A 19,099-nucleotide genomic window follows, 5' to 3' on the forward strand; every position below is an offset into this window, starting at 1 on the left:
GTCTGCCGACACGACAACGCCTGTGTCTGCATGAACCGCAGCACCTTCAGCTTGAACCGGGCGTCATAGTGACTGTATTTCTTCCTGAACGCATCTTTGCCGTGCAAGCGCCAGGCCGCCACCCATTTGCGCACCGTGCCGTGGTCAATGCAGTGTCGGCGGGCCACCTCCCTACCACCACCACCTCTGCCAGACAGATAGTCTTCGACAACCGATTGCTTGAACCGCGCGCTGTACCTGCTCATGAAAAAACACCCCAAATCGTTGGACGGGTGTCCAACTTTTGGGGTGCAGTTCAGCTTGCGGGTTTTTTCTTTTGCCGATCCGGCTGGCTTGCGCTACAGCACGTGCCTTTTGGCTTGCGGCGTCGCGTGCTCAAGCTGCAATTCGCACGCCTCAGTCACAACGAGGTCATTGTCTTTCGCGAAGTTCAGGACGAAATCGAACGCCATCGGCTCGATATCGCGCAAGCGCGAATCGAGAATCACGCATTTGAGGTCGCCGATCATGGTGGGCCGCACGTACAACGAGTACTGCAGATAAGCGTTCGGCCCCTTGCCGCCCGGGCTGGGACCGAAGCATGCCATGACGCCTGCGAGCCGCTCCGACCAGTCGCTCGGCCGAAATTTTTTCCCGGTCGACGTGATGCCCTGAATGAAATATTCGGTTGGAGCTGCTTCGGCCATGTAGGAATACCTGTGTGACTGCCCAGCGGGATGACGGCAAAGCTGACTGCAAAGCGGCTTTGGGATGCCTGAACACGTAGGCCGCGCCTGAATGGCGAGCTGCGCCGCCAGAAACCGCGAAGGGCCGGATAAGCCGCCTCGGCGCTCATCATGACGGCGCACCGCGAGCAAACTTTCCGGAGCGCGCGAGCCGTGTCCCGCAAGCTCAATACCGGCCTGCTGGGCTTAGGGATAACCGGTAGATTATAGCGCAGCGGACCTTTTTCCGCAGCGCACACAAGCCTCGCCTGAGGGTTGCGAAAGGCTTTCAGACCGCTGGCCCAGCCTTTTGGCCGACTCGTCAAACGGGGCGAAATCCTTTATGCTGCATTGAGTTACCACAAACGACGGCGGCGCCGTCCGGCAATCCTGCCGGGTGAGACCGCCGTATTTGTTTCATGACCGCCAAGAAAATTCGCCACTACCTGCAGTTCAAGGATTTCTCGCTGGAAGACTACGAGTACGTGCTGGAACGCGCGCGCATTCTGAAACGCAAATTCAAGAACTACGAGACTTACCACCCGCTGCACGACCGCACGCTGGCGATGATCTTCGAGAAAAACTCGACGCGCACGCGCCTGTCGTTCGAAGCCGGCATCTTCCAGCTGGGCGGCCACGCCGTCTTCATGAGCACGCGTGACACGCAGCTCGGCCGCGGCGAACCGATCGAAGACGCAGCGCAAGTGATCTCGCGCATGGTCGACATCATCATGATCCGCACGTTCGGCCAGGACATTCTCACCCGCTTTGCCGAGAATTCGCGCGTGCCGGTGATCAATGGACTGACCAACGAATATCACCCGTGCCAGGTGCTGGCGGACATCTTCACGTACTTCGAGCATCGCGGTCCGATTCGCGGCAAAACGGTCGCATGGGTCGGCGACGCCAACAACATGCTGTACACGTGGATCGAAGCCGCCCAGATTCTCGGCTTCAAGCTGCGCCTGTCCACGCCGCCGGGCTACAAGCTTGACCGCGCCATGGTCGCCGCCGAAAGCGCACCGTTCTACGAGGAATTCGACGATCCGAACAAAGCCTGCACGGGCGCCGATCTGGTCACCACGGACGTGTGGACCAGCATGGGCTTCGAGGCCGAAAACGAAGCACGCAAGAAAGCCTTCGCAGACTGGTGCGTCGACGCCGACATGATGGCGCGCGCCAATTCTGATGCACTTTTCATGCACTGCCTGCCCGCCCACCGTGGCGAGGAAGTCAGCGCAGAAGTGATCGACGGCCCACAAAGCGTCGTGTGGGACGAAGCAGAAAATCGTCTGCACGTGCAAAAGGCGTTGATGGAATACCTGCTGCTCGGCAAGCTCAATCACTGAGCGAGCCGCTACGCAGCATCTGCGTGAAGCGCGACGGGGCCTTGAATACGAGGCAAGGCATCCACGTTTAGCGCCACGCATCTGGCCGGCGTCCACAGCAGCAAGCGGACCCGGCTCACCCACCGCACTACCCCAAAAACGCGGGCGAGCCGCGGTTTAGTGTCAAAATGGTGGTTTTCCGCGCTCCGGAACCGCCGGCGCGCCTTGTTTTCCAGCTTTCTCCAGCTACGAGTTCACCATGAGCGATATCAAGAAAGTCGTGCTCGCCTATTCGGGCGGCCTCGACACCTCCGTCATCCTGAAGTGGTTGCAGGACAACTACGACGCCGAAGTCGTCACGTTTACGGCCGACATCGGCCAAGGCGAAGAGCTGGAGCCGGCGCGCAAAAAAGCCCTGCAACTCGGCATCAAGCAGGACAACATCTTCATCGAAGACCTGCGCGAAGAATTCGTGCGCGACTACGTGTTCCCGATGTTCCGCGCCAACACGATCTATGAAGGCGAGTACCTGCTGGGCACGTCGATCGCGCGTCCGCTGATCGCCAAGCGTCAGATCGAAATCGCCCGCGCTTCGGGCGCGCAAGCGGTCTCGCATGGCGCAACCGGCAAGGGCAACGACCAGGTTCGCTTCGAACTCGGTTACTACGCGCTGGAACCGGGCATCAAGGTGATCGCACCGTGGCGCGAATGGGATCTGCTGTCGCGCGAAAAGCTGCTCGCATACGCGGAAAAAGCCGGTATTCCGATCGAAATGAAGCACAAGCAAGGCGGCGCGCCGTATTCGATGGACGCGAACCTGCTGCACATCTCGTTCGAAGGCCGTCACCTGGAAGACCCGAAGGCCGAGGCCGAAGCCGATATGTGGCGTTGGACGGTGTCCCCGGAACAGGCACCCGACCAGGCTGAATACATCGACATCGAATACGAACACGGCGATCCGGTCGCGATCAACGGCAAGCGCCTGTCGGCGGCTGAAATGCTGACTGAACTGAACCGTTTGGGTGGCAAGCACGGCATCGGCCGTCTGGACCTGGTGGAAAACCGTTACGTCGGCATGAAGTCGCGCGGCTGCTATGAAACGCCGGGCGGCACGATCATGCTGAAGGCGCACCGCGGCATCGAGTCGATCACGCTCGACCGTGAAGTGGCCCACCTGAAAGACGACCTGATGGCGCGTTACGCTTCGCTGATTTACAACGGCTACTGGTGGAGCCCGGAGCGCCGCGCAATCCAGGTGCTGATCGACCATACGCAAGAGAAGGTCAACGGCTGGGTGCGTGTGAAGCTGTACAAGGGCAGCGTGTCGGTTGTCGCGCGCGATTCGAAGGAAACGCTGTTCGACAAGACCATCGCTACGTTCGACGACGACGGCGGTGCGTACAACCAGGCCGACGCTGGCGGGTTCATCAAGCTGAACGCACTGCGTATGCGGATTGCTGAAAACGCACGTCGTCAGCGTAGCTGAGGACGTGCGTTTCGGTGAAGGCTAACTTCGCGTTAGCGAAGTTAAGCGCCGCAAGGCGCGGCCGGAGCCAAAACGCCAAGTCAGCGTAGCTGAGGACGTGCGTTTCGGTGAAGGCTAACTTCGCGCAAGCGAAGTTAAGCGCCGCAAGGCGCGGGCCGGAACCAAAACGCCAAGTCAGCGTAGCTGAGGACGTGCGTTTCGGTGAAGGCTAACTTCGCGCAAGCGAAGTTAAGCGCAAAGAAGCGCAGCCGACACTGAAGCGCAGATGCGAAAAAGGCGCCGGGAGGAAACTCCCGGCGCCTTTTTTCATTGCTGCAAGCCACTTACGCCGTCACAAGCAAACCGGCTCCGCTTCCAACTCCACCCCAAACCGCGCCATCACATCCCGCTGAACCGCTTTCGCGAGCGCCAACACCTCCGCTCCGCTCGCTCCGCCGCGATTCACCAGCACCAGCGCCTGCCGTTCATGCACGGCCGCGGCGCCCATCGCGCGGCCCTTCCAGCCACATCGATCGATCAACCAGCCCGCTGCGAGCTTCACTCGGCCGTCCGGTTGGAGGTAAGACACGACCTCGGGCTCCTTAAGCTTCAGCGCCTCGAACTGCGTTGCCTCCACGACCGGGTTCTTGAAGAAACTCCCGGCGTTACCCAGTTGAAGCGGATCAGGCAGCTTGGCGCGCCGCACCGCGACTACCGCGTCGAAAATCGCCCGCGCACTCGGCGCTGCATCGGCATGGCCACCCGCAGCCAGTTCACGCGCGATATCCGCATACCCAGCGCGCGGCTGCCATACCTTCGGCAAACGGAAAGTGACCGAAGTAATCACAAAACGGTCGCGCCCTTCGCGCTTGAAAAAACTGTCGCGGTACCCGAATCGGCAAGCGTCGGCATCGAGCTCGACGACGGCGCCCGTTTCCAGTTCAATCGCCCGCAGCGACGCAAACCGCTCGCACATCTCCAACCCATACGCGCCGATGTTCTGGATCGGCGCCGCCCCCACCGTCCCCGGAATCAGCGCGAGATTCTCCAATCCAGGCAGCCCTTGCGACAGAGTCCATGCAACAAAGTCATGCCACGGCTCGCCGGCGGCCGCCTCGACGTACCATGCGTCGTCGTCCTCGCGCACGACGCGGCGGCCTTGCAGCGCCACCAGGAGCACCAGTCCGGCGAAGTCGCCCGTGAGCACGACATTGCTGCCGCCGCCCAGCACCAGCCGTGGCAAGCCGGCGGCACGCGGATCGCGCACGGCGGCCATCAGTTGTGTTTCGTGCTCGATCCGGCACGCAAACTGCGCGCGAACATCGAAACCGAAGGTGTTATGCGCCTTCAGCGGATAGCCGGCAATGAACGCGGCGGAGTCGGATTGGGACATCAGAATGAGAAAAATGGAACGACAAACGAAACGACGTCTGGCCCCGGGCGCGCGACAATGCGCGGCGGCCTTAGGCAAAAGGGAGTGGCGTCGGTAAAATGACGCCAGGTTCGTAATTATAGCGAGTGCCCCTTGAGCAGCCGACCGGCCGCGCCACGCACCGCAGCACTATTGGGAGAAAACAATGCCATCGTTTGACGTCGTCTGCGAAGCGGACATGATCGAAGTCAAGAACGCGATCGAGCAGTCCAACAAGGAAATTTCAACCCGCTTCGACTTCAAAGGGTCGGACGCGCGCGTCGAGCACAAGGAAAGCGAAATCACGGCCTACGCCGACGACGATTTCAAGCTCGGCCAGGTCAAAGACGTCCTGCTGTCGAAAATGGCCAAGCGCAATGTGGACGTGCGCTTTCTCGACTACGGCAAGATCGAGAAGATCGGCGGCGACAAGGTCAAGCAGGTCATCAAGATCAAGAAGGGCGTGTCCGGCGATCTGTCGAAGAAAATCGTGCGTCTCGTGAAGGACAGCAAGATCAAGGTCCAGGCGAGCATTCAGGGCGACGCGGTGCGCATCACCGGCGGCAAGCGAGACGATCTGCAAAGCGTGATCGCGATGCTGCGCAAGGACGTGACCGATACGCCGATCGATTTCAACAACTTCCGCGACTGAACGCGCGTCACGCTCAATACCGGGCGCGTATTGACGCTCGGCAAAAGCGTGCGTTGAGGCTCGGCAGCAGACGCATGTTGAGCGCTCGGCAACAGGCCACGTTGGGGCTCACCACGGGACGTTTAGCTGCGTTGAGCCTCAGCACCGGCGCGTGTTGAATGCTCGGCAACAGGCCACGTAGAGCCCCCACACCCGACGCTTTGCTGCGTCGAGGCTCGGCACCCGGAACGTGTTGAACGCTCAGCGCACAGGCAGTGCGCCTTCAGTGCGAACTCCGCGAACGCACTAAGGCACGCCGGCTAACACCCGGTTGGGCGCCCCCCAACCGCCGTGCTCAAGGTTCGTTACCGCCCGCCGCGCTGGCCGCTGCGTCGGCTTTCTTCTTGGCGCCGATGCGGCTTTCCTGGCCGCGCATCAGCTTGGCGATATTGGCGCGGTGGCGCCATACCAGCAGCGAACTCATCACGACAATCGCCAGTGCGATGATATGCGGCCCGAACAGAAAGCCGTCGAAGATCGGTGCGAACACCGCCGCAGCCAATGCCGCCAGCGAAGAATAGCGCGTGAAGAACGCCACGATCAGCCACGTCAGCAAGGTAGCGATGCCGAGGATCGGGTTGATCGCGATCAGCACGCCCGCTGCGGTCGCCACGCCCTTGCCGCCCTTGAAGCGGAAGAAGATCGGATACAGGTGGCCGAGAAACACGGCGACTGACGCAATCGCAACGGACGTATCGTCGAGACCGTAACGCGCGCCGAAGTGCACCACGAACCACACCGGCAGCCAGCCTTTGAACGCGTCGCCGATCAGGGTGAGAATGGCGGCCTTCTTGCTGCCGCTGCGTAGCACGTTGGTGGCGCCCGGGTTGCCCGACCCGTACGAGCGTGGGTCGTCCAGCCCCATCGCGGCGCTCACGATCACGGCAAACGACACCGAGCCGATCAGGTAGGCAACGACAGCAACGATCAGGTTTTGCATCTGGGACTCTTATAAGGATCGGCGGTCTGAAACTCGATACCTCAACCGCAACAGGGAACAAAGCGGCGCACATTCTACCGAACCCACCTGCCCGGAAAACATTCAGGCAAACATCAATCGACGCTCGCGCACTGAACCGGCTTCGCCGCCAGCAAGCCGGTCAATATCCGGGGCTCGATGCTGACCAGAAAACCGCGCCGCCCGCCGTTCAGCCAGATCTTGTCCATCTCGAGAATGCTCGACTCGACGTACACCGGCATCTGCTTCTTCGTACCGAACGGCGACGTGCCGCCGATCAGATAGCCCGAATGCCGGTTCGCCACCTCGGGCTTGCACGGCTCGACGCGTTTCGCGCCGATCTGCCGCGCCAGATTCTTGGTGCTGACGGTGCGGTCGCCGTGCATCAGCACGATCAGCGGCTTGGCGTGCTCGTCTTCCATCACCAAGGTCTTCACGACATGATGTTCGTCCACGCCGAGCTGGCGCGCCGATTCCTCGGTGCCGCCGTGCTCGACGTAATCGTAAGGATGTTCGCCGAAAATGACGCCATGACGGCGCAGAAACTGCGTCGCGGGCGTTTCGGAGACGTGTCTGGATTTGCTCATCGGCGCATTGTAATGGCGAGTTTGCACAACGGCTATTTGCCGAATGGCCAATTGTGCGGGTCCGGCGATTGTGGCACGATCGTTCGCAAATCTTCCGGCGCACGGTATGCCGGGCATCGAATACGTTTAGCAACCATGGTGCATGGGACCAGAGTAAGTGCTTTGCATGGGATCAGAGTAGCGCGCTAAAGCGTCAACTCTGGTCGACCGCTTTGCATGGGACCAGAGTAAGACGCTAAAGCGTCAACTCTGGTCGACACAGGAGACAGCGTTGACGCTCGATTCACCCAGCCGTTCCACGATCGACATTCCCGCGCTGCTGGCCGCCCTACCCGCGCGTATTGCCGACATTCCGGCGCTCGCCGCCGCGCGCGATCCCCACCATGTCGCCTTGATCGAGGATGCGCGCCGTCTCACCAATGCGCAACTTCTGGAAGCCGTCGATGCCGCCGCCGCGCTGCTACGCGAATGGGGCGTGCGTGGCGGCGATCGGGTGATGATCGTGGCCGAGAACAGCATCGTGCAGATCGTGCTGCTGTTCGCGACCGCGAAACTCGACGCGTGGGCGCTGGTGTCGAACGCACGCCTCTCCGCCGCCGAACTCGACGCGATCCGTGCGCACGCGCAGCCTCGCGTGGTCGCGTATGCGGTCGAAAGCTCCGCGGATGCCCAACAGCATGCGCAGCAGCAACAAGCCGTCACGGCGCCTGCCATTACGCCGGATATCGGCGACTGGTCGTACGCGATCGACACCAATGCGAAAGCCGAACCGGTCGAAGCCGCCAATCATCGCCAATGCGCCGCGCTGATCTACACCACGGGAACCACAGGCACACCGAAAGGCGTGATGCTGTCGCATCGCAATCTGCTCTTCATCGCAGCCGTGTCGAGCCGCTTGCGCAACGTCGGCCCGGACGATGTCGTGTACGCCGTTCTACCGATCTCGCACGTGTACGGCTTTGCCTCGGTTTGTCTCGGCAGCCTGTACGCCGGCGCGACCTTGCGCCTCGTGCCACGTTTCTCGCCCGAATCGGTGCGGCGCGCGCTCGCCGAAGAACGCGTGTCGATCTTCCAGGGCGTTCCGGCCATGCACGCCAAACTGCTCGAACATTTGCAGACACACGGCCACGCGTGGTCCGCGCCGCACCTGCGCTTCGCCTATTCGGGCGGCTCGCCGCTCGACGCCGCGTTGAAGGCACACGTCGAAAGCGTCTACGGCCTGCCGCTGCACAACGGCTACGGCATGACTGAGAGCAGCCCGACCGTCTCGCACACCATGCTCGATGCGCCGCGCAGCGATTGCTCGGTCGGCGAGGTCATTCCTGGCGTTGACGTGCGTTTCGTCGGACTCGATGGAGTGGATGCCGTGCCGGGCGAAATCGGCGAACTATGGGTGCGTGGCCCGAACGTGATGCTTGGCTACTACCGCAGCCCGGAGCTCACCCGCGCGGTTGTCACCGAACACGGCTGGCTCAAGACTGGCGACCTCGCGCGGCAAGACGCGGACGGTGCGCTGCATATCGTCGGGCGCAGCAAGGAGCTGATCATTCGCTCGGGCTTCAACGTGTATCCGGCGGAAGTCGAGCATGTGTTGAACGCGCATCCGCAGGTGGTGCAGTCGGCGGTGATCGGGCGCGCCGTGGAGGGTAACGAGGAAGTGGTTGCGTTCGTCGAATTGATCGCGGGCGCGAAGGTGTCGCTGGCTGAACTGATCGCGTGGTGCGGCGAGCGTCTCGCACCGTACAAGCGCCCCGCCGAAGTGAAGGTGCTTGCCGCGCTGCCGGCTGCGTCGACTGGCAAGATTCTCAAGCACCGGCTTCGCGAATTCGTCTAACGAGCCTCACCCCCGCGGATGATGCTGCGCATGCAGCGACTTCAGCCGTTCGCGGGCCACGTGCGTATAGATCTGCGTGGTCGAGATATCCGTATGACCGAGCAGCAATTGCACGACGCGCAAATCGGCGCCATGGTTCAGCAGGTGCGTCGCGAATGCGTGCCGCAGCGTATGCGGTGAGAGTGGCGCGTGCACATCGGCCGCTGCCGCGTGACGCTTGATGATGTTCCAGAACTGCTGGCGGGTCATGCCCTCTGCGCGGCTCGTGACGAACAGCGCATCCGTCGCGCGCGCACCCAGCAACGCAGGACGCGCTTCGCGCAAATAGCGTTCGATCCAGCCGTGCGCCTCCTCGCCGAACGGAATCAGGCGCTCTTTCGAGCCCTTGCCCATGACGCGCACCACGCCTTCGTTCAGGCCCACTTCCACCGTCTGCAGCGTGACGAGTTCCGTCACACGCAAACCGCTCGCGTACATCAACTCCAGCATGGTGCGGTCGCGCAGACCCAAGGGTGTGTCGATATCCGGCGCACCGAGCAGCGCTTCGACTTGCGCTTCGGTGAGCGTCGACGGAAAACGCGGCGGTTGCTTCGCCGAACGGATGCGTACCGTCGGATCGACCTGTGTGCGGTGCTCGCGCACGGCCCAGCCATAGTAACGGCGAAACACCGAGAGCCGCCGGTTCGCCGAGGTGGATTTGTCTTTCTGGCGCGCCGCGCTATAGGCGTCGAGATCGGCCTCGCTGGCCGTGTCGAGCGATGTGTTGCGCGTTTGCGCGAGCCATTCGCAGAACAGCCGCAGATCGCGCCGGTAGGCATCGAGCGTGTTGCGCGACAAGCCGTGCTCGAGCCACAACGCGTCGCAGAACGCGTCGATCGAGGCCGAGCTCGCCACAAACAAAGGTGACGCGGTCGGCGCGTCTTCAGTCACGGTGTCGCTCATGCGTAGGGAATGCCTTCATGCGCCAGAAGCCAGCGCTTGACGTTGCGAAAAAAGCCATCATCGGCATGATGCGCGAATCCGCCGATGCCGCTCGAACTGACCACCCGATGACAGGGGATCACGATCGGAAAGTAATTGGACCCGCACGCCTGACCAACCGCACGCGGAGCACTGCCTAGCTGCCTTGCCAGTTGCCCATAGGTCCTTACGGCGCCCGGCGGGATGTCGCTGATCGCGTGCCACACGCGCCGCTGAAACGCGGTGCCGACCGCTGCCAGCGGCAAGTCGAACTTCGCGGATGCACGCTCGAAATAACGCTCGATCTGCTCGACGGCCAGCTTTGCCAGAAGCGTGTCTGGTGCGACACTCTGCATCGACTCCGGCAAATAGACGATCTCGCGCACAGCCTCGCCTTCGAGGCGGATGCCGACCTTGCCGAACGGTGCATCGATCACTGCGTTGAACATGGTTGCTCGCTCCGTGATTGGCGGGGCATCTTCAGATTGCACGGCGGCGCATTTGAATAAGCGCGCGGGCGGCGCACAAACGCACGACTCACTATTACCCGCCGCATATTCCTGGCACAGCCCCCCAATTGTCGCTACTCTACGCCGCTTCCAACGCCCATTCCACATGCTCGCGCACCACGGCGGAGGGGTCTTCGGCACGTAACTTCAGCGCATGAACAATCGCCTCACGCGCATCCGCGCTCAAACTTTCCGACGAGGCCCGCAGCGCGTTACCCATTCCCACTGCCAGGTTACGCAGCCAGCTTTCGTAACCGATGCGGCGAATCGCACTGCCTTGCATGCGCGTGTCGAACTCCTCCGCGCTCCATGCAAACAGCTCGACCAGCGTCGCGCGATCGAGCCCATGCCGCACATCGAAATCGGCGACCGGCGCGGCCTGCGCAAATTTGTTCCACGGACAGACGAGCTGGCAATCGTCGCAGCCGTACACACGATTACCGATCAGCGGCCGCATTTCCAGGGGAATATTGCCCTTCAATTCGATCGTCAGATACGAAATACAGAGACGTGCATCGACCTTATACGGCGCAACAATCGCACCCGTCGGACATGCGCCGATGCAGCGTGTGCAACTGCCGCAATGCGAGCCCGGCGCTTCGGGTGCATCGTCGGGCGACGTCTCGGCATCGGTGGGCAACGGCACGTCGACATAGATTTCGCCGAGAAAAAACAGCGAACCGGCATCGCGCTGCAGCAGCAGCGTGTGCTTGCCGCGCCAGCCGATCCCGGCCTTCTGGGCAAGTTCTACTTCGAGCACCGGCGCCGAATCGGTAAATACGCGGTAGCCAAACGCGCCGATCTCCGCCTCGATTTTCTCGGCCAGATGTTGCAGACGGTTACGCATTACCTTGTGATAATCGCGGCCCCGCGCATAGATCGACACCACCGCCGCCGACGGGTCCGCGAGCCGCGCATGCTCGGCTGCGCGCCAGTCTTGCGGTATGAGCGGCGAGTCCCGCAACGCGCTTTCGTGCGCCTTTCCACTCAATGTCTGAGCCGGCAAATAGGCGATGCGCGCGGTAATCACACGTCGCGTGCCGGCCACAAGCTCGGCGGGGCGCGCGCGTTTCATACCGTGTTTCGCCATATAATCCATCTCGCCGTGGCAACCCGCATCCAGCCATGCTGCAAGCGGCGCTTCGGCAGCGGAGAGATCGGTGTCGCTGATACCAATCGCCCCGAAACCCAGTTCACGGCCCCACGTTTTGATGTTGAGCGCGAGCGCATTCAGCGCCGCTTCATCGAAATGACGCTCGGCACGCGCATCGTCGTTAGACGCAGGCGTGCTGGAAACAGGGGACTCCGGACTTCGGTTCATCACGCCATTTTACGAGAATGCCCGTCAATCCCGATCTCGCGATCCAACCGCCCGCCGATGTCCTGCTCGAACGCTCCTTCGCGCTCGCGGACGAGGCCGCCACCAACGCATTCGGCGAGCGCTTTGCACGGGCCATTGAAAGCGTGCGCGAGGCGCTGCAAAAACCGCGGCGAACTCCACAGCAAACAACACCGCAAGAAGCGCAACAACCCGCGCCGGGCACCGAAGGTAATCAGGCATTCCACGGCCTGCAAGTACAACTCGTCGGCGACCTTGGCGCCGGCAAAACCACGCTCGTGCGCGCCACCTTGCGCGGCCTCGGCCACACCGGCCGCGTGCGCAGCCCCACTTACACACTCGTCGAACCCTACGTGCTCGAGCGGCCCGCTGGGGAACTCTCGCTCTATCACTTCGATCTGTACAGGTTCACCGACCCGGCCGAATGGGCCGACGCGGGCTTTCGCGAGTACTTCGACAGCGGCGCCATCTGCCTCGTCGAATGGCCGCAGCGCGCCGGGCGTCTCCTTGGCGTGCCGGATCTCGTCTTCGCGCTCGACCTGGACCACGAGGGCGACGGCCGGGTACTCGTCGCACGGGCATACAGCGAATCAGGAAAGGCATGTCTCGAAAGATGTTGATCAAACCGTTCCGCTCGATCGAATCGGCGGCTACCGCAACGCATAACTGGCGGCGCCGGCAGATTCTGCGCGCGGGCGCGTCCACGCTGGTGCTCGGCCTTGTCGCTCCGCGTCTCGCGTGGGCGAGTTCGGTGCTGGGCGTGCGGGTCTGGCCGGCGCGCGATTACACGCGCGTAACGATCGAGTCGGATCAGCCTTTGCAGAACGCGCAGCAGTTGCTGCAGAGTCCGGACCGGCTGGTGGTCGATCTGAGCGGCCTCGATCTGGATCAGGCGCTCAAGGACCTGGTATCGAAGATCACGCCGAACGATCCGCAGATTCAGTCGGTGCGTGTCGGGCAATATCAGCCGCACGTCGTGCGAATGGTGTTCGATCTGAAGGGCTCGGTGAAACCGCAGGTGTTCACGCTGCCGCCGGTCGGCGCGTACAAATACCGGCTGGTTTTTGACCTGTACCCGGCTGTTGCGCCCGATCCGCTGATGGATCTGCTCGCGCAGACGGAGCGCAAGCAGCAAACGTTCGACGAAAACAACGCGCCGCCCGCCACGCTGAGCGGCCCGGGCACCACGCCGCCCACCGCCGACAACAGCGAAGCCTTCTTCGAGCGTTATGCGCAGAACGGCAGCGGCGGGACGGCGCCGAGCGTGCCACGTCCGCCGGTGCATGTCACGCCGACACCTGCTCCGCCCATCCTCGGCAAGCCCGCAACGCCGACGGCGCCGATCGCGCCGCCCACCGCGATTGCGCGCAACAAGGGGGGCACCAGTGGCAGCAACCTCGGTGGCGACGACAGCGACGGCGACGATAACTACGCGTTCACCAACCCGAAAACCGGCAAGAGCAACACGGTGCGTCTGCTCACCGTCGCGATCGATCCGGGTCACGGCGGCGAGGACCCAGGCGCAATCGGCGGCTCAGGCACCTACGAGAAGCACGTCGCACTCGACATCGCGAAGAAGCTGCGCGCGAAGATCGACGCACAGCCGAACATGCGCGCCATGATGACGCGCGACGCCGACTTCTTCGTGCCGCTTAACGTGCGCGTCCAGAAGGCACGGCGCGTGGGCGCGGACCTGTTCGTGTCGATCCACGCGGACGCCTTCACCACGCCCGACGCGAAAGGCTCGTCGGTGTTCGCCTTGTCGGAGCATGGCGCGTCGAGCGCCGCGGCGCGCTGGATGGCGAACAAGGAGAACTCGTCGGATCAGATCGGCGGGATCAACATCAAGTCCGCCGACGCCACCGTCAACCGCGCGCTGTTCGATATGTCGACCACCGCGCAAATCCGCGATTCGATGCGCTACGGCAACTTCGTGCTGAACGAGATCGGCGGCATCAACAAGCTGCACAAAGGTTCGGTCGAACAGGCCGGGTTTGCCGTGCTGAAGGCGCCGGACATTCCGTCGATCCTCGTGGAGACCGCCTTCATCAGCAACCCGGACGAGGAGCGCCGCCTGAACGACGACGCGTATCGGGAGAAGATGGCCGATGCGATCATGACCGGCATCAAGCGTTATTTCGCGGCGAATCCGCCGTTGGCGAAGAACCGCATGACGTAATGCCACCGGGCATGACAGCGCTTCGCGCGTGTCGAGCAGCGCCGTGATGGCGAATAAAGGATCGGCCGCTCATGCGGCCGTCTTTTTCTCTACGTGAGGTCTGCCAGTTGATCGGGCTCGTGGCGCACGCTGCGAGGCCAAGGAATTTGCCGCTGCGTCCAGTTAGAGTTGGTAAGCAAAAAGTCAGGGGTAAAAGGCGTTCAGCGCGCCGGTGAAAGCCGCTGCACGACCCAACCACCGAACACATTCACCGCCAACCCCGCCATCACCAACAAGGCACCCACGATCTGCGCCGCGGACAAGTGTTCGTCGAGAAACAAGGACGCAGACGCCAGCCCGACAATCGGCACCAGCAGCGAGAACGGCGCCACCTGGCTCGCCGGATAGCGCGACAGGAGGCGGCTCCACAGGCCGTAGCCGATCAACGTCGCGACAAACGCGAGATACACGATAGCGAAAATCGACATCGCGCTGATCCCGGACAGCGCCGCGACGATCCGTTGCGGCCCCTCGAACGCGTACGACAGCGCAAAAAACGGCAACGGCGGAATCAGGCTGCCCCACACCACCAGGCCGACCAGATCGACCTTGCCGACCTTCTTCGTGACGATGTTGCCAAGCGCCCACGAACACGCGGCGCACAGCGTGAGGATGAAACCGGCGAGCGTCATCGCGTGGCCGCCTTGCATGCCGATGATCGCGAGACCGCCCGCCGCGATCAGCAAACCGACGATGTTCGGCACGCGAAAGCGTTCGTGCAGAAACAGGGCCGCGAAAATCAACGTGAAGAACGCCTGCGCCTGCAATACGAGCGAAGCGAGCCCCGCCGGCATACCGACATACATCGCCGAGAACAGAAAAGCGAACTGCCCGAACGAAATCGTCGCGCCGTAAGCGAACAGCCAGCGCCACGGCATCTGCGGCCGCTTGACGAAAAACACCGCCGGCACTGCGGCGAGCGCGAAACGCAGCGCGCCGAGCAGCATCGGCGGCACGCCATGCAGGCCCACCTTGATCACGACGAAATTGACGCCCCACGCAACCACGACGACCAGCGCGAGCAGTAAATCCTTGGGCGACATCCCGGTCTCCATTTCATTGTTGGATCCGGCAGTTTAGCGGAGCCAGCAGCATCAAGGGATGGCGTGCCTTACGGAATCCCGGAGCGGTAAAACGGCGCAAACCGTCAGCATTCCGCCCTCCGCAGTAGAATCGTCTATTAAGCAAAATCCGACTCACCCTTCCAGCCGAGCCTGCCCATGTCTTCCTCGATCAAAGCAGTTCTCAAACCGCATCTGCGCGACGTCGGCAGCCTCACCGTGCGGCGTGTGCTGCCGGCCATGGCGGCGCGCCTGATCGGCCCGTTCATCTTCTTCGACCACATGGGCCCTGCCACGCTCGAACCGGGCGCCGGGCTTGACGTGCGTCCGCACCCGCATATCGGCCTTGCCACCGTCACGTATCTGTTCGAAGGCTCGATCATGCATCGCGACAGCCTCGGCTCCGAGCAGAAGATCGTCCCGGGCGACGTCAACTGGATGACGGCGGGCCGCGGCATCGTCCATTCCGAGCGCACACCGGCCGAAGACCGCGCGAGCGGCCTGACCGTGCACGGCATCCAGACCTGGGTCGCGCTGCCGCTCGACGACGAAGACATCGAACCGTCCTTCGCGCATCATGCGGCCGACACGCTGCCGGTGGTCGAGCGCAACGGCGTCACGCTGCGCGTGATCGCGGGCACCGCGTTCGGCGAAACCTCGCCGGTCGCGACCTTTTCCGGCACGCTGTATGTGGCCGCGGAGTTCGCCCCGGGCGGCGCCTTCGCGCTCGAACCGGAACACGAGGAACGCGGTGTCTATCTGGTGGAAGGCGATCTCGAGATCGACGGCGCGCCGCTCGAAGTGGGCCAGATGGCTGTGCTCGCGCTCGACGAAACCGTCACGCTTGCCAGCACCCACGGCGCGCGCGTGATGCTGCTCGGTGGCGAGAAGCTGGATGGCGAGCGCTTTATCGAATGGAACTTCGTCGCCAGTTCGCGCGAGAAGATCGAAGCCGCGAAGCTGGCGTGGACCAATCAGGAGATGGGCAAGGTGCCGGGCGAAACCGAATGGATTCCGCTGCCGACGAGAAAATAAGCGCGAATCCGCGCAAGCAAAAGTGAGCGCGAGGCGCATTGAATTCGTCGTGCCCGGCCCCACTTAGCCAACCAACCGTTTTATCGATGAGGACGCAATGGACACCACTCTGGCCACTTTCGAACAGGACGTCATCACGGCGTCGACACTGGCCCCTGTGCTGGTCGATTTCTGGGCACCGTGGTGCGGGCCCTGCAAGACGCTCGGCCCGATGCTGGAAAAGCTCGAAGCCGAAGCCGCCGGCAAATGGAAGCTGGTGAAGGTGAACGTGGACGAGAACCAGGAACTGGCCGGGCACTTCCAGGTGCGCAGCATTCCGCACGTCATGGCGTTTGCCGACGGCCAGCCGGTCGATCAATTCGTCGGCGTGCTGCCGGAAGGCCAGTTGCGCGAGTTTATCGAGCGCCTCGTGCCGCAAGGCGCGGACGCCGCACGTCTTGAAGCGCAAGCCGCGTTGGCCGAAGGCCGCCGCGAGGATGCCTACAATGCGCTGCAAGCCGCACTCGCCTACGACCCAGGCTTCGACGAAGCGCGCATGGACCGCATCGAAATGCTGCTCGAAGATCACCGCGTCGACGAAGCGCGCAATGAAGTCGACCTGCTGTCGCCGAAAACCACGCAAGGGATCGACGCGCGTTTCAATGCGATCAAGACCCGGCTCGATGCGGTGGACGCGGCTGCCGATCTGCCACCCACGGATGCACTCGAAGCCAAAGTCGCAGCGCATCCGGACGATCTCGAAGCTCGCTTCGATCTGGCTAGCGCACTCATCGCCCGCCGCAAATACGAAGGCGCGCTCGAGCATCTGCTAGCCATCGTGCAGCGCGACCGCACGTTCCGCGACGACATCGGCCGTAAGACGATGCTGTCGGTGTTCGATCTCGCCACGCATCAGCCGGAGCTGGTGTCGCAATGGCGGCGCAAGCTGAGCGCGCTGTTGTACTAATCTGACCTGTGTTCAGGGGCGGTGAAGGAGCCGCGCCTGAATGCGTTGCGGCATAAACTGCAGCAACTAGCTCCCCGTCAATGGCTTAATGTCCTGCGGCCCGCTCCGTTTCTTTATTGCCTCGCTGCTCACCGCCTTGGCGCCTGCTACACGCCACTGTGCGCATTAAACGCCCTACCGCTTCAACCTGCAGCCCGCTTCGCCAAGGCTCGCAACACATGCGCGGCCGCGGCAAAACCGAAGCTCGCGGTCACGCATACGCTCGATCCAAATCCCGCACAGTTCAAACCGACCGGCCCCGTATGGCCCGGCGACGTGGTCACGTGCTCCGCTTCCTCGTCGATATCGCACACGGCGGCTTCCGGGTAGATCAGCGGCTCATCGGAATACACCGCGCTCACCTTGAACTTCGCCTTCGGACCACGCGGAAAGCCATGCTGTTTGCGCAACTGCCCGCGCACTTTCGATAGCAACGGATCCTGGATGGTCAACGCGAGATCGTCGATCCGAATGCGCGTCGGGTCCAGTTGGCCACCCGCACCGCCCACGGTAATCAACGGCTGCTTCTTCTCGACGCACCACGCGATCAACGCGGTCTTGGTACGCACGCTGTCGATCGCATCGATCACGTAGTCGAAACCACCGCCAAGCGTCACCGCGAAATTGTCCGGTTCGACGAAGTCTTCCACCAGCCGCACGTCGCAGAACGGATTGATTGCCGCAATGCGTTCGGCCATCGCCTCGACCTTCGGTTTCCCGTAGTTACCGTCTAGCGCATGGATCTGGCGATTAGTGTTGCTCTCGGCGACATTGTCCAGATCGATCAAGGTCAGCGTGCCGACCGCGCTGCGCGCCAATGCCTCCGCCACCCATGAGCCGACCCCGCCGATGCCGATCACGGCGACGTGTGCCCCTTCGAACGCAGCGAGCGCCGGCGCGCCGTACAGGCGGGCAATGCCGCCGAAGCGCCGCGCGCGGTCGGCGGTTTCACTCCCGTCGAGGCTGGTAGTAAGATCGGAATGCGCGGTGGTGCTAGACATGGTGGAAGGCTCGTTCAACAAAGCAGGCAAAACACAAAGTGATAAAAACGCTCAGGCATGCTCAGGCGTTCGCAGCCCGTATTTTGCCTGATCGCGTCAATCCACATCGCCGTACCAACCTGGAGGCCCGAATGGCTGCAAACGTAGTCGCGTAGATGTCCACACAGCGCGGCGGGCCTTGATCTGGTCGCGCGCAAAGAATTCAAGCCTTAGCTATACTGATTGGACTGTAGCGTTCGCATAAGAATATGACCTCACTCGCCGAACTTCGAAAAAACTATTCGCTGGGTTCTTTGGACGTTGCCAATATCGACCGCAACCCGTTTCGTCAATTCGACACGTGGTTTCAGCAAGCGGTAGACGCCCAACTGCCCGAACCGAATACGATGACGCTGGCCACGGTCGACTCGCGCGGCCGGCCGTCGGCGCGCATCGTGCTGATCAAAGGTGTCGACGAGCGTGGCTTCGTGTTCTTCACCAACTACGAAAGCCGCAAGGGCCGCGAACTGGCCGCTAACCCTTACGCGAGCCTGCTGTTCTACTGGATCGAACTCGAACGCCAGGTGCGTGTGGAAGGCCGCATCGTCAAAACCAGCGCGGAAGAAAGCGACACGTATTTCGCGTCGCGCCCGCTCGGTTCACGCATCGGCGCGTGGGCATCCAATCAAAGTCAGGTAATTGAAAGCCGTTCGCAGCTCGAAACACGCGAACGCGAAATCAGCCTGCAATACGGCGACCAACCGCCGCGCCCACCGCACTGGGGCGGTTATCGTTTGGTACCCGAAGCAATCGAATTCTGGCAGGGCCGACCGTCGCGTCTGCACGACCGTTTGCTCTTTACGCGTTCAAGCGAAAACAGCGACTGGCAAATCTCCCGCCTATCGCCTTGAACCGGAATACAACACCGTACGCGCGTTGCCAACGCAGCGGCGCGCGCCGGTCGGACTGCGTCTCGCGGCATAGGAGTTGCGCCGCACTGGGCCGCAATCCACACAGGCTTTGCTTTAATTCAA

19 protein-coding genes are annotated in these 19,099 nt (G+C 62.4%); 9 read left to right on the top strand and 10 right to left on the bottom strand.

Going from position 1 to position 19,099, the window contains the following annotated elements:
- Both HHL24_RS08815 and HHL24_RS08820 read right to left on the bottom strand, forming a co-directional pair.
- A partial coding sequence (locus tag HHL24_RS08815; RefSeq protein ID WP_169485134.1) for a helix-turn-helix domain-containing protein occupies nucleotides 1-245 on the bottom strand: 245 nt, incomplete at its 3' end.
- Between the two features lie 93 nt (nucleotides 246-338).
- Nucleotides 339-686: a DUF3579 domain-containing protein gene (locus HHL24_RS08820; RefSeq protein ID WP_169485135.1), complete on the bottom strand. Its 348-nt coding sequence runs from the start codon at nucleotides 684-686 to the stop codon at nucleotides 339-341.
- Between the two features lie 437 nt (nucleotides 687-1,123).
- On the opposite strand from HHL24_RS08820, the gene argF reads away from it, so the two are divergent.
- The gene (gene argF, locus HHL24_RS08825; RefSeq protein WP_169485136.1) at nucleotides 1,124-2,053 is read left to right on the top strand and encodes an ornithine carbamoyltransferase; all 930 of its coding nucleotides are present in this window, start codon (nucleotides 1,124-1,126) and stop codon (nucleotides 2,051-2,053) included.
- A 238-nt stretch (nucleotides 2,054-2,291) separates the two neighbouring features.
- Complete coding sequence (locus HHL24_RS08830; RefSeq protein ID WP_169485137.1) at nucleotides 2,292-3,518, top strand: argininosuccinate synthase; 1,227 nt, start codon at nucleotides 2,292-2,294, stop codon at nucleotides 3,516-3,518.
- Nucleotides 3,519-3,849: 331 nt separating this feature from the next.
- Here HHL24_RS08830 and murB read toward each other — a convergent pair whose 3' ends face one another.
- The gene (murB, locus tag HHL24_RS08835) at nucleotides 3,850-4,890 is read right to left on the bottom strand and encodes a UDP-N-acetylmuramate dehydrogenase (RefSeq protein WP_169485138.1); all 1,041 of its coding nucleotides are present in this window, start codon (nucleotides 4,888-4,890) and stop codon (nucleotides 3,850-3,852) included.
- A 184-nt stretch (nucleotides 4,891-5,074) separates the two neighbouring features.
- Between murB and HHL24_RS08840 the strand changes: the two genes are divergently transcribed.
- On the top strand, nucleotides 5,075-5,560 hold the full coding sequence (locus HHL24_RS08840) for a YajQ family cyclic di-GMP-binding protein (protein ID WP_169485139.1): 486 nt from the start codon (nucleotides 5,075-5,077) through the stop codon (nucleotides 5,558-5,560).
- 334 nt (nucleotides 5,561-5,894) lie between these two features.
- On the opposite strand, the gene plsY is transcribed toward HHL24_RS08840, so the two are convergent.
- Nucleotides 5,895-6,539, bottom strand: a complete 645-nt coding sequence (plsY, locus tag HHL24_RS08845) for a glycerol-3-phosphate 1-O-acyltransferase PlsY (protein ID WP_169485140.1) — start codon at nucleotides 6,537-6,539, stop codon at nucleotides 5,895-5,897.
- A gap of 113 nt (nucleotides 6,540-6,652) precedes the next feature.
- Nucleotides 6,653-7,144 (bottom strand): Cys-tRNA(Pro) deacylase, encoded by a 492-nt coding sequence (gene ybaK, locus HHL24_RS08850; RefSeq protein WP_169485141.1) that lies wholly within the window; start codon nucleotides 7,142-7,144, stop codon nucleotides 6,653-6,655.
- Nucleotides 7,145-7,415: 271 nt separating this feature from the next.
- Here ybaK and HHL24_RS08855 point away from each other — a divergent pair, with 271 nt between their 5' ends.
- Complete coding sequence (locus HHL24_RS08855) at nucleotides 7,416-8,978, top strand: class I adenylate-forming enzyme family protein (RefSeq protein WP_169485142.1); 1,563 nt, start codon at nucleotides 7,416-7,418, stop codon at nucleotides 8,976-8,978.
- Nucleotides 8,979-8,984: 6 nt separating this feature from the next.
- Here the strand turns inward: HHL24_RS08855 and xerD are convergent, their stop codons facing one another.
- The 3 genes from xerD to queG all read right to left on the bottom strand — a co-directional run bounded on the left by xerD (nucleotide 8,985) and on the right by queG (nucleotide 11,768).
- Nucleotides 8,985-9,920, bottom strand: coding sequence for a site-specific tyrosine recombinase XerD (xerD, locus tag HHL24_RS08860; protein WP_169485143.1), 936 nt, complete (start codon nucleotides 9,918-9,920; stop codon nucleotides 8,985-8,987).
- Nucleotides 9,917-10,387, bottom strand: a complete 471-nt coding sequence (locus tag HHL24_RS08865; RefSeq protein WP_169485144.1) for a methylated-DNA--[protein]-cysteine S-methyltransferase — start codon at nucleotides 10,385-10,387, stop codon at nucleotides 9,917-9,919. Before HHL24_RS08865 ends, xerD begins: the two co-directional genes overlap by 4 nt.
- A gap of 139 nt (nucleotides 10,388-10,526) precedes the next feature.
- Nucleotides 10,527-11,768, bottom strand: a complete 1,242-nt coding sequence (gene queG / locus HHL24_RS08870) for a tRNA epoxyqueuosine(34) reductase QueG (protein WP_169485145.1) — start codon at nucleotides 11,766-11,768, stop codon at nucleotides 10,527-10,529.
- Between the two features lie 17 nt (nucleotides 11,769-11,785).
- Here queG and tsaE point away from each other — a divergent pair, with 17 nt between their 5' ends.
- Nucleotides 11,786-12,406 (top strand): tRNA (adenosine(37)-N6)-threonylcarbamoyltransferase complex ATPase subunit type 1 TsaE, encoded by a 621-nt coding sequence (gene tsaE / locus HHL24_RS08875; RefSeq protein ID WP_169485146.1) that lies wholly within the window; start codon nucleotides 11,786-11,788, stop codon nucleotides 12,404-12,406.
- Nucleotides 12,388-13,965 (top strand): N-acetylmuramoyl-L-alanine amidase, encoded by a 1,578-nt coding sequence (locus HHL24_RS08880; RefSeq protein ID WP_169485147.1) that lies wholly within the window; start codon nucleotides 12,388-12,390, stop codon nucleotides 13,963-13,965. The genes tsaE and HHL24_RS08880 overlap by 19 nt, the downstream gene beginning before the upstream one ends.
- Before the next feature lie 200 nt (nucleotides 13,966-14,165).
- Here the strand turns inward: HHL24_RS08880 and HHL24_RS08885 are convergent, their stop codons facing one another.
- Nucleotides 14,166-15,047 carry an EamA family transporter gene (locus HHL24_RS08885; protein ID WP_169485148.1) on the bottom strand — a complete coding sequence of 294 codons (882 nt, stop codon included), beginning with the start codon at nucleotides 15,045-15,047 and terminating at the stop codon, nucleotides 14,166-14,168.
- A gap of 177 nt (nucleotides 15,048-15,224) precedes the next feature.
- On the opposite strand from HHL24_RS08885, the gene HHL24_RS08890 reads away from it, so the two are divergent.
- Both HHL24_RS08890 and trxA read left to right on the top strand, forming a co-directional pair.
- Complete coding sequence (locus tag HHL24_RS08890) at nucleotides 15,225-16,100, top strand: pirin family protein (protein WP_169485149.1); 876 nt, start codon at nucleotides 15,225-15,227, stop codon at nucleotides 16,098-16,100.
- A gap of 97 nt (nucleotides 16,101-16,197) precedes the next feature.
- Nucleotides 16,198-17,046 (top strand): thioredoxin, encoded by an 849-nt coding sequence (trxA, locus tag HHL24_RS08895; protein WP_169485150.1) that lies wholly within the window; start codon nucleotides 16,198-16,200, stop codon nucleotides 17,044-17,046.
- 182 nt (nucleotides 17,047-17,228) lie between these two features.
- Here the strand turns inward: trxA and tcdA are convergent, their stop codons facing one another.
- Nucleotides 17,229-18,086: a tRNA cyclic N6-threonylcarbamoyladenosine(37) synthase TcdA gene (gene tcdA, locus HHL24_RS08900; RefSeq protein WP_169485151.1), complete on the bottom strand. Its 858-nt coding sequence runs from the start codon at nucleotides 18,084-18,086 to the stop codon at nucleotides 17,229-17,231.
- A 248-nt stretch (nucleotides 18,087-18,334) separates the two neighbouring features.
- Between tcdA and pdxH the strand changes: the two genes are divergently transcribed.
- Complete coding sequence (gene pdxH, locus HHL24_RS08905; RefSeq protein WP_169485152.1) at nucleotides 18,335-18,976, top strand: pyridoxamine 5'-phosphate oxidase; 642 nt, start codon at nucleotides 18,335-18,337, stop codon at nucleotides 18,974-18,976.
- The last annotated feature ends 123 nt before the right edge of the window (nucleotides 18,977-19,099 follow it).

This window comes from Paraburkholderia polaris, assembly GCF_012927345.1.
Classification (GTDB): Bacteria; Pseudomonadota; Gammaproteobacteria; order Burkholderiales; family Burkholderiaceae; genus Paraburkholderia; species Paraburkholderia polaris.

Excerpts from the sequence above, each read along its gene's own strand:
- HHL24_RS08820 (WP_169485135.1), bottom strand. The coding sequence starts at position 686 with ATGGCCGAAGCAGCTCCAACCGAATATTTCATTCAGGGCATCACGTCG.
- argF (WP_169485136.1), top strand. The coding sequence starts at position 1,124 with ATGACCGCCAAGAAAATTCGCCACTACCTGCAGTTCAAGGATTTCTCG.
- HHL24_RS08830 (WP_169485137.1), top strand. The coding sequence starts at position 2,292 with ATGAGCGATATCAAGAAAGTCGTGCTCGCCTATTCGGGCGGCCTCGAC.
- murB (WP_169485138.1), bottom strand. The coding sequence starts at position 4,890 with ATGTCCCAATCCGACTCCGCCGCGTTCATTGCCGGCTATCCGCTGAAG.
- HHL24_RS08840 (WP_169485139.1), top strand. The coding sequence starts at position 5,075 with ATGCCATCGTTTGACGTCGTCTGCGAAGCGGACATGATCGAAGTCAAG.
- plsY (WP_169485140.1), bottom strand. The coding sequence starts at position 6,539 with ATGCAAAACCTGATCGTTGCTGTCGTTGCCTACCTGATCGGCTCGGTG.
- ybaK (WP_169485141.1), bottom strand. The coding sequence starts at position 7,144 with ATGAGCAAATCCAGACACGTCTCCGAAACGCCCGCGACGCAGTTTCTG.
- xerD (WP_169485143.1), bottom strand. The coding sequence starts at position 9,920 with ATGAGCGACACCGTGACTGAAGACGCGCCGACCGCGTCACCTTTGTTT.
- HHL24_RS08865 (WP_169485144.1), bottom strand. The coding sequence starts at position 10,387 with ATGTTCAACGCAGTGATCGATGCACCGTTCGGCAAGGTCGGCATCCGC.
- queG (WP_169485145.1), bottom strand. The coding sequence starts at position 11,768 with ATGAACCGAAGTCCGGAGTCCCCTGTTTCCAGCACGCCTGCGTCTAAC.
- tsaE (WP_169485146.1), top strand. The coding sequence starts at position 11,786 with ATGCCCGTCAATCCCGATCTCGCGATCCAACCGCCCGCCGATGTCCTG.
- HHL24_RS08880 (WP_169485147.1), top strand. The coding sequence starts at position 12,388 with ATGTCTCGAAAGATGTTGATCAAACCGTTCCGCTCGATCGAATCGGCG.
- HHL24_RS08885 (WP_169485148.1), bottom strand. The coding sequence starts at position 15,047 with ATGTCGCCCAAGGATTTACTGCTCGCGCTGGTCGTCGTGGTTGCGTGG.
- HHL24_RS08890 (WP_169485149.1), top strand. The coding sequence starts at position 15,225 with ATGTCTTCCTCGATCAAAGCAGTTCTCAAACCGCATCTGCGCGACGTC.
- trxA (WP_169485150.1), top strand. The coding sequence starts at position 16,198 with ATGGACACCACTCTGGCCACTTTCGAACAGGACGTCATCACGGCGTCG.
- tcdA (WP_169485151.1), bottom strand. The coding sequence starts at position 18,086 with ATGTCTAGCACCACCGCGCATTCCGATCTTACTACCAGCCTCGACGGG.
- pdxH (WP_169485152.1), top strand. The coding sequence starts at position 18,335 with ATGACCTCACTCGCCGAACTTCGAAAAAACTATTCGCTGGGTTCTTTG.